9 protein-coding genes are annotated in these 12,759 nt (G+C 41.7%); 3 read left to right on the plus strand and 6 right to left on the minus strand.

The features are described from left to right. Positions 1-41 precede the first annotated feature (41 nt). Positions 42-2,156 (plus strand): outer membrane protein assembly factor BamB family protein, encoded by a 2,115-nt coding sequence (locus FL972_RS16230; RefSeq protein WP_144606910.1) that lies wholly within the window; start codon positions 42-44, stop codon positions 2,154-2,156. Between the two features lie 2 nt (positions 2,157-2,158). On the opposite strand, the gene FL972_RS16235 is transcribed toward FL972_RS16230, so the two are convergent. Beyond that, entirely contained in the window at positions 2,159-2,653 is a 495-nt protein-coding gene (locus FL972_RS16235) for an acyl-CoA thioesterase (protein ID WP_144606912.1), read from the minus strand. Between the two features lie 334 nt (positions 2,654-2,987). Between FL972_RS16235 and FL972_RS16240 the strand changes: the two genes are divergently transcribed. Beyond that, positions 2,988-6,017: a VPS10 domain-containing protein gene (locus FL972_RS16240; RefSeq protein ID WP_144606914.1), complete on the plus strand. Its 3,030-nt coding sequence runs from the start codon at positions 2,988-2,990 to the stop codon at positions 6,015-6,017. A gap of 162 nt (positions 6,018-6,179) precedes the next feature. On the opposite strand, the gene FL972_RS16245 is transcribed toward FL972_RS16240, so the two are convergent. After that, positions 6,180-6,473, minus strand: a complete 294-nt coding sequence (locus FL972_RS16245) for a hypothetical protein (RefSeq protein WP_144606916.1) — start codon at positions 6,471-6,473, stop codon at positions 6,180-6,182. A gap of 90 nt (positions 6,474-6,563) precedes the next feature. After that, entirely contained in the window at positions 6,564-8,495 is a 1,932-nt protein-coding gene (locus tag FL972_RS16250) for a tetratricopeptide repeat-containing sensor histidine kinase (protein ID WP_144606918.1), read from the minus strand. Positions 8,496-8,717: 222 nt separating this feature from the next. On the opposite strand from FL972_RS16250, the gene FL972_RS16255 reads away from it, so the two are divergent. After that, a complete protein-coding gene (locus FL972_RS16255; RefSeq protein ID WP_144606920.1) occupies positions 8,718-9,863 on the plus strand; it encodes an acyl-CoA dehydrogenase family protein in 1,146 nt (381 codons plus the stop codon). Positions 9,864-9,910: 47 nt separating this feature from the next. Here FL972_RS16255 and FL972_RS16260 read toward each other — a convergent pair whose 3' ends face one another. The 3 genes from FL972_RS16260 to FL972_RS16270 form a co-directional block, all read right to left on the minus strand. Beyond that, positions 9,911-11,047 (minus strand): ATP-binding protein, encoded by a 1,137-nt coding sequence (locus FL972_RS16260; RefSeq protein ID WP_144606922.1) that lies wholly within the window; start codon positions 11,045-11,047, stop codon positions 9,911-9,913. 66 nt (positions 11,048-11,113) lie between these two features. Continuing rightward, a complete protein-coding gene (gene xerD, locus FL972_RS16265; protein ID WP_144606923.1) occupies positions 11,114-12,019 on the minus strand; it encodes a site-specific tyrosine recombinase XerD in 906 nt (301 codons plus the stop codon). 346 nt (positions 12,020-12,365) lie between these two features. After that, positions 12,366-12,759: peptide deformylase (locus FL972_RS16270; protein ID WP_144607045.1), on the minus strand; the 394-nt coding region annotated here is incomplete at its 5' end.

Genomic DNA, 12,759 nt, shown 5'->3' on the forward strand with positions numbered 1-12,759 from the left:
ATTCGAGAAAACCCCGATATTCTAGCTTGTATTTCACACTTATGAGACACAAACTAGCTGCAATCTTCCTACTTACTTGGTGTTTTTCTTGCCAACCCGATGAGGTACAACAGATCGACTATACAAACTGGGCTCATTACGGAGGCCCTGCTGATGCTTCCCGCTACTCTTCGTTAGCCGAGATTACCAAAGACAATGTCTCCCAATTGGAGGTGGCCTGGATTTATCATACCGAGGATGCAGGTGAAAGATCCCAGATCCAGTGTCAGCCCATTGTCATCAATGGGATTTTATACGGAACCACTCCCAAATTAAATGTCCTAGCCTTGGATGCAGCTACAGGCCAAGAGATCTGGAGATTCGATCCATTCACAGTTTTGGGAGGAGAAAACTCCTGGGCAGGCACTAACCGTGGTGTATCCTATTGGGAAAAAGGAGACGATAAAAGAATTCTTTTCGGTGCTGGAAATTGGTTGATGGCGGTGGATGCCTTGACTGGCACACCTAAGCTAGACTTTGGAGATGGAGGCAAAGTTGACCTCAGAAAAGGACTAGACACAGAGCGGGAAGATTTTTTGATCGTGGCCAATGCTCCGGGGGTGATTTATGGGGATTTGATCATTTTAGGAATGCGCCTTTCAGAAGGACTTGATGCTGCACCGGGTCATATCAGGGCATACAACGTTCAGACAGGAAAGCAAGAATGGATTTTTCACACCATCCCACATCAGGGTGAATATGGATATGAAACTTGGGATCCTGATTACATCTCCCAAATTGGGGGCGCAAATAATTGGGCAGGGATGACGGTGGATTACCATCGGGGAATTGTATTTGTACCAACAGGTTCTGCCACTTATGATTTTTGGGGTGGATTTAGAAAAGGAGACAACCTATTCTCCAACTCCCTAATCGCCCTCGATGCATCTACGGGAAAAAGACTCTGGCACTTTCAGGGAGTTCATCATGACATTTGGGATAGAGATTTCCCCGCCAATCCCAACCTAATTCGCATCCAAAAAGATGGAAAATGGATTGATGCAGTAGCTCAAATTTCCAAGCAGGGCTATACCTACGTTTTTGAAAGAGATAATGGGAAGCCTGTTTGGCCAATTTCAGAGCTGCCCGTCACCCAATCTATTCTCCCCGGTGACTTCTCCTCTCCCACTCAGCCCATTCCGCAATTACCCAAACCATTTATGAAAATGGTTTTTGAAGAGCAGGATATATTAAGTCTCCGCCCGGAATGGGAGCAAGATATTCGAGCACAATTAAGCAATACATTGTATGGTGACACTTGGCTACCACCTCACCCTGAAAAACCAATTGTGCTCTTTCCCGGAATGGATGGAGGAGCTGAATGGGGAGGTGCGGCTTTCGACCCGGAGACACAAATTCTTTATGTAAATGCCAATCAAATTCCTTGGATTATTGAGATGACTCCCAACTCCGGTTTCGAAAACGTCGGTAAAAACCTTTATACCACTTATTGCGGGAATTGCCATGGACTGGACTTAAAGGGAAACCTTCCAAGCATTCCTGGATTGGTAGATCTGAAAAACAAATATAGTGCGGACTCTTTGTCAAAACTTCTGGAGAAAGGCCGGGGAGCAATGCCTGCATTTCAACATATTTCTTCCGAAAACAGAAAAATACTGGTAGACTTCCTTTTAGGTCAAGAAACCCAAAGTGATAAAAAAGAGCTTGAGTCTCAAAAAGCCAATTTAGAACCTCAGTATTATATGAAAGGCTATAAAAAGTTGCTTACAAAGGAAGGACTTTATGGTTCTAATCCTCCTTGGGGATTACTTACAGCAATTGACATGAATAGTGGGCAGCACAAATGGCAGGTCACTTTGGGAGAAATCGACTCATTGAGCGCTCTGGGATTTGCTCCTACCGGCACCGAAAATTATGGTGGCCCAGTAGTGACTGCCGGAGGACTGCTTTTTATTGCAGCGACTAAAGATGAGAAAATCAGGGCTTTTGATAAGGAAAATGGCCAAATCCTTTGGGAGGCAAAACTTCCTGCATCAGGTCATGCAACTCCAGCTATTTATGAAAAAAACGGAAAGCAATTTCTAGTCATAGCCTGTGGAGGAGGAAAAGGGACTAAGAGTGGCGATGCCTATGTGGCTTTCGCTTTACCTGACTGAGCCTATTCGTTGAAAAAAGGCTTCATCTCATTGTGAATGTTTTCACGAAGTTCTTTGAGTCGCAATGCATACTCAGCCAATTTAACTTCTTGCTCGGACTGAGGAATCCAAGACTTCACCGGCTTGGGATTTCCGTTTTCATCAACTGCTACAAAAATGATGATGCAGTGCGTTTTCTTTTCAAATACCTTATCAGAAAAATCTCTTGAATACACCTCCACCATGATATGGATGCTGGTTTTCCCGGTATAAATCACCGCTGCATCCACTTTAATCACTTCACCAATATTAATAGGCTTATAAAAACGAATACCACCCACATATACAGTCACACAATAACTTTCAGCCCAGGTTCTCGCACAGGTATAAGCAGCTTGATCGATCCATTTCATCACCACTCCACCATGCACCTTCCCTCCATAGTTGATGTCTGAAGGTTCACTGATAAATTGAAAAGAAGTCTTATGTAAGTTGGGGAGTTCGGCTATATTTTTCATCTGTTTATAATTTATCTTTCAAAGGTCATATGGCATGCCCTACCCCGATTTATCGGGGCATCCCCCTCCCTATCCGCCGCGGCGGACGGGACAAGTTGTGTGAGATTTTTCCTCATGGGCATTTCATATGAAAGAATAGTTTTGGTGAATTTGATTATCGAACGATATACAAAAATTTAGGTTCAAACTAATCAAGGCCAAGGCTTAAGATACAGGTTTTCTGCAGGAAAGTATAAATTCTGAAAAAAAGGGGTTTCATCCAGACCCGTTCCCATAAAATTCTTGTTATTTCAGCCAATTTCCCTATACCTTGAGAGATTGAAACTTGACAACTATGCTAAAAAAATCAATTCTAAGCATATTCCTTTTTTCACTTTCCATGTGGACAGTAGCTCAGGATATCCAACAAATATTGAATTCCTACCAATTTAGAAATGTAGGCCCTCTTCGGGGAGGAAGAGTCACAGCTGTAGCAGGAGTGGCTTCAAAGCCTTCGGTATTTTACATGGGCGCTACTGGTGGCGGGGTTTGGAGAACAGATGATTATGGAATTAACTGGAAAAACATCTCTGACGGTTATTTCCCTACTCCTTCTATTGGAGCGATTGCGGTCTATCAGGCAAAACCAGAAATCATTTATGTGGGAACTGGCTCGGATGGACTTAGATCCAATGTGATTGTAGGAAAAGGGGTTTATAAATCTACAGATGAAGGAAAAACCTGGTCATTCATTGGGCTCAAAAATGCAGGACAAATCGGAGCAGTGGAGATTCATCCACAAAATCCGGATATTGTTTATGTAGCTGCAATCGGCCAGCCCTTTGGAAAGAATCCCGAACGAGGAGTATTCAAAACGCTAGATGGAGGAAAGAACTGGGAAAAGGTATTTTACCATTCAGACAGTGTGGGCGTATCAGATTTGGAACTTGCTCCAGATGATCCAAACACCATCTATGCTGGAGCTTGGAGAGGGGAAAGAAAACCCTGGACTATCACATCAGGCTCCTCAGAAGGTGGCGTTTACAAATCTACCGACGGAGGAAAAACTTGGAACAAACTAAAAAACGGACTTCCTACTGGATTGACTGGGAAAATTGACTTCGCTGTTTCCCCAGCTGATCCAAATGTGGTTTATGCCAACATTGAAGCTTCAGATAATCAAGGAGGACTGTATCGATCAGAAAATAGAGGCGAGAGCTGGACTTTTGTTTCAGATAATCCAAATCTGACTAACAGACCCTTTTACTACACAAATATTTACGCCAATCCAAAGGATGCCAATACGGTTTACAATAACTCCCTAAGATTTTTGAGATCTTTTGACGGAGGTAAAACCTGGAAATCTCTTTCAACTCCTCATGGTGACAATCACGATATCTGGATCAATCCTAACGATACTACCATTTGGATTCAGGCCAATGATGGAGGTGCAAATATCACCCAAAATGGTGGCAAGAGTTGGTCAACCCAGTTCAATCAGCCAACCGCAGAACTCTATCAGGTGGAAGTGGATGATCAGTACCCTTATTGGTTATATGCGGGACAACAGGATAATTACAGCACGATCGCTGTTCCAAGCAGACCACCATTAAGTGTTCAAGCAGGAAGTAATTCTTACATCATCAATACAGGTGGGTGTGAAACTGGTCCAGCCGTACCCAAGCCTGGAAATCACAACATTGTTTATTCTAATTGTAAGGGGAGGTTTGGCGTATTTGATAAGAGAACTGGCCAGGAGTTACAATACTATGTAGGGGCAAGCAATATTTATGGCCACAACCCGAAAGATCTTAAGTTTCGCTTTCAGCGAGTGGCCCCTATACATGTCTCTCCTCATAATCCAGATGTAGTTTATCACACTTCTCAATATGTACACAAGACTACTGATGACGGCAAAACTTGGGAAATCATTTCTCCTGACTTGACTGCATTTGAAGCCGACAAGCAGGTGGTACCGGGCTCTCCTATCACCCGTGATGTCACAGGTGAAGAATATTACAGCACCATCTATGCGATTCGTGAGTCACCAATCCAGGAAGGCCTGATTTGGGTGGGAGCCAATGACGGACCTGTACATGTCACAAGAGATGGAGGAAAAACTTGGAAAAATGTCACTCCAAATATGCCTCCAGGTGGCAGAGTGGATGCAGTAGAGCCATCTCCACATAACCCAGCCAAAGCTTATGTAGCAGTGCTGAGATATCAGCTGGACGACTATGCTCCATACATTTACAAAACAGAGGATTATGGACAAACCTGGACTTTAATTTCTGATGGAAAAAATGGTATTCCAGCAGATTACCCTACACGGGTAGTTCGGGAAGATCCGGATAAAAAAGGAGTCTTGTACGCCGGAACTGAATTTGGGCTATTTATCTCATTTGATGATGGAAAAAAATGGCATGCCTTCGAAAGCAATTTGCCTGTCACACCTATCACTGACATTAAGGTTCATCAAGGTGATTTGGTGATGTCGACTATGGGTAGAGGTTTCTGGATATTGGATAATTTGATCAGCCTCCGAAACGTGCCGGAAATCGGCAGTAGGAAAGTTGTATTATTTGAAACTCGTCCTGCTGTCAGAAATCAACTTTCAGGTAGAAGGGAAACCAACGGTCCAGAGTACCCAAGCTCGGGCGCTGAATTGGATTTTTTCCTAGCAGATAAAATCCAAGAGCTAAGACTGGAAATTTTGGATAAAAACAAAAAACTGGTTCGTGCTTTTGAGCCAACTATAAAAAAGGATTCTGTCGATACGGAAAGAAATATGAGCACTGAGTTTTCCAACCCTCCGGCTTCTCCTACCCTACCCAATCAAGCGGGGATGAATCATTTCAAGTGGAATATGAGGCATTCTGGAGGTTGGGACAAGGATCCCAAAAGAGCTTATACCGGTAATGGACCTTTAGTGGCTACAGGCACTTACATAGCCAGATTAAAAGCTGGAGACGAGGTCTTTGAGCAAGAGTTTGAAGTAATACTAGACCCGAGAACCACCTTAGTTTCTGAAGAGGATGTGGCAGAACAGGAAAAACTTACTTTGGAAATTCAGGCTTTCAGAGATGAAATTGCCCAATTGATTGATGCCATGGACCAGAAAAAGAAGCAGCTTGAAACTCAAATCTCTCAAGAAAAAGGCAATCGGCAGATCGAGATTCAAAAATCAAAGCTTCAGGAACTTTACAATCAAGTTGTCACTGAAGATGGCACCTACATGCAGCCTATGCTGAGAGATCAAGCCTCTTATCTTTATTCCATGCTGGGAAGCGCAGACCAGAAACCTGGAAAGGATGCTTATGATAGATTAGAGGAGTTGAAAAAACAGTTCCAAGAGGTAAAAAGTCAATTTGAATCCCTCAAGTAAAATTTCAAACAGGCTGTCTCAAAAGTGAAGTTTGTCACATTGAGGGTCCCGACAATTGTAGGGGATCGAAATGTGCCCCAGATTGATAAAAATGGCCATTGAACCTACTCAATCTGATATACAAGCTATTTATGAGACAGCCTCATTTTTTCAATAAAATTACTATCCGCTATTTTTTCCCTCACTTTTCTTTAAAGCTTCCAGCTGGAGGCGGATGAGGGTCAGCTTTTCCAAAGTCTTTTGTCGGAGTTCTTTCAAAGCGATATTCCCAAGGCCCAATTCCAAGGAACGCTCAATTTCTTTGTATACTAGATATTCTAAATCTTTGAGTCGTTTTTCCTGTAATTTTTCTTGCTGAAGATATTCGCGGAATAATAAATAATGAAGGAGAATCAAGCCTAAAAAAACACCCAGAAAAAGAATATATAAAGGATCAGTCGGCTTGGATAAAAACATTTTGCGAAACGATAAAAGGTTTTGGATTGGCTAAAAGTACCAGTATCGCTTTAGCTCTGAAATACGACAAATCGCCTATTTAAAGAGGACTCAAGAAACTTCGGTCAGCTTTATTTTTGTACCAGACCCGAGAGAAGTATTGATTTCTAGGACTGCTCCCAATTCCTCTGCTCTTTTTCGGAGATTATATAAACCATTTCCTGCAATGACTTTTTCAAGATCAAAACCCTTTCCATTATCTGAGACTTGAAGAGAAATCCCACCTTTATTCTTTTCCAACACTATTTTCACCTCACTGGCCTCGGAGTGTTTGATTGAATTTTGGATAGACTCCTGAATGATCCTGAGAATTTGAATGCTTTGAGAAGAAGGCATGGTATTTTCCAATGGGAAACTCTGGCCAATGTGAAACTCCATGCTTATTCCTGAAGACTCCACAGCTTTTTGAGTATAAGCCTGAACCCGATTACACAACTCCTGCCAGCTTATTTCCCCCGAGTTCATCGCCCAAATAGTATCTCTTAATTCAGTAATAGTTTGACGGGTAAAATTTGAAATCTGATCGAATCTATGGGTTAATTGTTCCTGAATTGGTTGATAAAATTTCAGATTCTCTATTGCCGAAATGATAAAAGTCAATTGTGCACCTATGTTATCGTGCAGATCTCTGGAAATTAACTCCCTTTGTTCCTGCAATTTATTTTGGGTTTCAATTTTAGCCAAAGCAGCTTGTAATTTGGACTCTTGCTGTAATTGCTGATTTTTTAACCGCTGTTGCTTATATAACAAATATCCCACTACCACCAAGACCAATGCTAAAGCAAGCGAACCAAAAAGGAGTAAATTCTTTTTATTGATTTCCAATTCTTGCGCTGCAATTTGACTATCCTTGAGGGCGGTCTGATATTTTGTTTCAAGTTCAGCAGTAGTCTCTCTGGATTCTTTTTCGTACTTATTTCGAAGAGTTTCTTGATACAAATTGGAATAATACCGAGAGCTATCCGGCAATCCTAAAGAGGCATAAAGTGGGACCAGCTCCAAATAGGGAACTAATACGTCCTCATCAGCTCCTTGGGAAACAAATTTATTGGCAGAGGATAGTAACCATTTTTTCGCCTCCGAATATCTTCCTTGCTCCTTTAGTGCCACTCCTAAGCTCATTTCTAGTACCGCCTCTTCGTATTGAGCATTTACTTCTTTCGCAATCTCAATACCTTCCCGGGAGATTTTTTCCAATAATTGCATATCCCCTTTTTCCTGAAGAAAGACCGAGTAGCTTCTATAGGCCATCGCCATGTTCAATAAATCACCCGTCTCTTCACCAATCTTGATAGCGTTTTGAAAGTAAGGTTCTGCTTCATCGAACTTTTTCAAGTATTTATAAACCGTGCCCAGATTAATGTAGCTCCCGATCAAGCCCCTTGTATCGCCTAATTCTTCACGAATGGTTGCAGCCTCAAGGTATACTTTAAGCGCTTTTTCATAATCCGGAAGGCCTTGATAAATAACTCCCAAATTATTTTTGATGGTGGCTACATGAAGTGGGGAATTGAATTTCTCAAAAATGGGAAGTGCTTTCAAAAAATAGAGGATTGCTGAATCAGACTCGTATTTTCGTTGATATATAAATCCAAGGGCATTATAAACTTTTGCCAGACCCAGTGAATCACTGATCTCTTGCCGAATAGTCAATGCCTTTTGGTACCAGTCCCTAGCTGAGTTCAAATCCCCTTTTTGAAGTAATCCACTCCCCAAATCCGTGTAGGCTTGAGCGATAACTGAGGGATTACCACTGCTTTCGGCGAGTTCAACTGAGCGTTTTCCATAGAAAATAGATGAGTCTAGGTTGATAGCGGCATACTGCCATGCTAATTCACCGTAGGCATTTGCCAATTCCTCTTTTTCAGAAATAGATTTTGTTTTCAATTTGAGACTGTCAATTATCTGTCTGGGATTCTGAGCCCATACGGAACTGACTAGAGAAGAGAATAAAAAACCAATCAAAAAAGCATTTTTACCCATAATCGCGCCTTTTAAAATTTATTATCCTAGCCTTTTGAAAAATTTACTGGATGCATTGTCCAAAATCTAAAAAAAATATTTGGAATAGCTGAACAGGAATTACAAAAAAAGGAGGAAAATGCATGCAAACTCCTTATCTTCTACTGATTTACGTGATTTGCTAGAACCAAACTAATTCTGAATCTTAGGGTTAGAATTACAGAGATAAACCCAAAATTTTCCATGTTAAATTTCACAATGAATGAAAATCAGCGTATGATCGCTGATATGATCCGTGACTTCGGAGCAAAAGAAATCACTCCTTTTCGCAAAGAGTGGGATGACCAGCAACATTTCCCCATAGAACTTTTTAAAAAACTGGGGGAATTGGGATTAATGGGCGTATTGGTTCCTACTGAATACGGCGGATCCGGATTTACTTATTTCGAATATGTAACAGCCATTGCAGAGCTTTCCAAATTGGACCCCTCTGTTGGGTTATCCATGGCTGCTCACAACTCCCTATGCACAGGACACATTATGCAGTTTGGGAATGAAGAACAGAAAAAGAAATACCTCCCAAAATTGGCTACCTGCGAGTGGTTAGGTGCTTGGGGTTTGACTGAACCCAATACCGGTTCAGATGCCGGAAATATGCGAACTGTCGCCAAAAAAGAAGGGGAATATTACATCATTAATGGGGCTAAAAACTTTATAACACATGGCGTTTCTGGAGACGTTGCGGTAGTAATTGCAAGAACAGGCGAGGTCGGTGACTCTCATGGGATGACAGCTTTTGTGGTAGAAAAAGGAACACCAGGATTTCGTGGAGGTCGAAAAGAAGACAAACTCGGAATGAGAGCTTCCGAGACTGCCGAAATGATTTTTGAAGATTGTAAAGTGCATGAAAGTCAGATTTTAGGTGAAGTAGGCGAAGGTTTTATCCAGTCCATGAAGATTCTGGACGGAGGTAGAATTTCCATTGCAGCTTTATCTTTAGGCATCGCTCAGGGAGCGCTTGAGGCTTCTATCCAATACTCCCAAGAAAGACAGCAATTCAATCAGCCTATCAGTAGATTCCAGGGCATTTCTTTTAAACTAGCCGATATGGCTACGCAGGTAGAAGCCGCCAGCTTATTGACTTTCAAAGCAGCTGATTTAAAAAACAGAGGTGAAAAAGTGACATTAGCCGGAGCTCAGGCTAAATATTATGCTTCTGAGGTGGCCGTATCCGTATCCAATGAGGCGGTTCAGATTTTCGGAGGCTATGGATTTACCAAGGATTATCCGGTAGAAAAATATTACCGAGACTCCAAGCTTTGCACCATCGGTGAAGGAACATCAGAAATCCAGAAATTGGTGATTTCGAGAGAGGTGTTGAAGAAGTAAATTGACTTTCTAGCCTTCCCAAAGTTTGAAACTTTGGGAAGGTTTTTTTAATACCGATATTCTGTAAGCCAATCCATAAAGTTTTCTCGGTGAATCACTTGGACCGGTGCGGTTTTATAATTCTCTATAAAAGCTTTAGGGGTTCGCACTTTGGCCTTCGGGTTCCACTTGAATTCAAATGGATATAATTGACCGTCAATCTCTTCTATGTAGTCTATTTCTCCTCCTCGAGCTAATCTCCAAAAATAGTTCTTCCCATAAAAGCCATTATAGCTGAGCAGCTTCACCCTCTCACTGATTAGGAAGTTTTCCCAAATAGGGCCTATATCCTGACGATTCCCTAAGGCTGAAAAATTCCCAATCACAGAATTTCGAATTCCATTATCGATAAAATAGACTTTCCGACTACTACTAATTTCAGATCTTAAGTTTCTGGAAAATGGCTGTAGCCGAAAGACGATGAAAGCCTTTTCCAATAAGTCAAGATAATTTGAAACTGTATTTTTATCTGCCTGTACGGTCCTCCCTAGCTCATTCATACTTACTTCAGAGCCCATTTGCCATGCTAGGGCCTGAAGAATTTTATGGAGTAATTCCGGCTTTCGAATCCCATGAAAATTTAATAAGTCTTTATAGAGATAGCTTGAAGCTAAATTCTTTAAAATTTCTACTTCATTTCCAGAATTCGTGACTACCTCAGGATAGGCCCCAAAAACAAGGTGCTTTTCCAGGGCCGAAATCATATGAGGAAATCCAAAAGCTTGGATAAGCTCCGCCCAACTGAAAGGGAAAAGCTGAAACTCCCACTTTCGACCAGTCAAAGGTTCATGGATTTGATTAGCTAATTCAAGAGACGAAGAGCCTGTTACAATTAAGTTCAGGTCTTGAAAATTATCAATAATTAATTTGAGTGTGATTCCAATATCAGGAATCCGCTGAGCCTCATCGATCACCACTGTTTTTGAATTTGAAAGGTATGCCTTCAAAAAAGGTAAAGATGGTCTGGATAATGAAGAAATCACAGTAGGTTCGTCCGCATTGAGATATAAAAAATCTCCTTGCGTATCGGCTAACTTTTTGACCAAAGTTGTTTTTCCCACCTGCCTTGGACCCAACAGAATTGTCGCTTTACCCGAGCCAAATTTGGAGAAGAGTTTTTCAAAAATTTCTCGATCGACATGCATATTTAGTGAATATATTCACCAAATATACGTATAATAAGTGATTACGATCACCAATCATGCATTTTCCTACTTTCTCGGATGAAAATCCGTCAGTACCTGTCTTAGGTAATCTCTGTCTAAGTGGGTGTAAATTTCGGTGGTGGTGATACTTTCATGGCCCAACATTTCCTGCACTGCACGAAGGTCAGCGCCTCCCTCGATTAGATGTGTAGCGAAGGAATGCCGAAAAGTATGAGGGCTAACATTTTTTTGGATGCCCACACGTTCCACCGCTTCCTTGATGATCATAAAAACCATCACTCTACTTAGCTTTTTACCACGACGATTAAGAAATATATATTCTTCGTGACCTCTAGCTATTTCCTGATGATTCCGAACTTCTTCCTGATAAATACGGATATACTTTAAAGCTGCCTTTCCCACGGGAACCAATCGTTCCTTATTCCCTTTTCCCACTACCCGCAGGAAACCAATATCTTCAAAAATTTGACTTTTCTTCAGTCCGATTAACTCCGAAACACGCAGACCACTGCTATACAGCAGTTCCAACATCGCTCGGTTTCTATGACCTTGTGGCTCTCCCATGGGAATACCCTCCAAGATTTCATTGATCTCTTCAAAACTCAAAGTATCAGGCAATTTTCTACCCAATCGCGGAGCTTCTAATAACTGAGCAGGATCTTCCTGAATCAGACCTTCATACATCAAGAACTTATAAAAAGCTTTGATTCCTGAAATGACTCTTGCCAGGGTAAAGTCGGATATTTCCAGTTTTCCCAAGGTGCCCACAAACTCTCGGAGCTGAACTTTAGACGCAGCTTGAGGCCCAACTCCCGGATAGCAAGACTCCATAAAATCTCCCAGCTTTTTGGCATCCCTGCAATACGCTTCGATCGAGTTCTCACTGAGGGAACGCTCGATTTTGAGGTAATGATGAAACTGCTTGATGGAATTATCCCAGGATTTGGACATAATTGAAATTTTCTAATTGTCCGCAATCATGCCAGTTAACATATTTTCTTTGCTTGACCGATTGGAAGACCGATGACCGAAGACCGAAGCTTCCGGATTCTGATCCATTGAGCTAATAATTAGCCGTATTTTCCCTCTATGGGCAGAAAAGCGGAATATATTATGAGTTTTGTGAATTAGGTCAAAAATGAGGCCATATAAGAAATTAAGATAGCTACGCAGATAAAATGAAGATAGGGTAGCAAAGGCTACTCAGATAAATCTGAAGGGTTAAACCTTCCCATATCTTGCAAAGCATATCTTGGCGACCAAAGGGAGCCCTATCTGCAAGGCTATCTTTCAGATTTTACCTCCACTTAAAACTTTTCTCATCAATCGCCCGCATCGTGCAAAGTACTCCGTCGAGATGATCGTATTCATGTTGAATCAATTCTGAAATAGCACCTTCGACAGTCCAAGACTGAGGTTCCCAGTTTTCATCCAAGTATTCTAGGGTCAAGCTTTGATGTCGCTCTACTTTCACAAATAGATTAGGGAAAGACATGCAATCATCCCAGAGTTCGAATTTCTCATCACTCAAATTTTTAAGAACTGGATTGATAACCACATAAGACCGGTCGAGATTGAGGTAAAACAGTCGCTTCATGATCCCCAATTGGGGAGCCGCTATTCCTCTTCCAAAGCCATATACCCGGCGGATATCCTCCATCGCCTCATGAAGCTGCTCAGTCCATTCAGCA

This window comes from Algoriphagus algorifonticola (genome assembly GCF_007655305.1).
Classification (GTDB): domain Bacteria; phylum Bacteroidota; class Bacteroidia; order Cytophagales; family Cyclobacteriaceae; genus Algoriphagus; species Algoriphagus algorifonticola.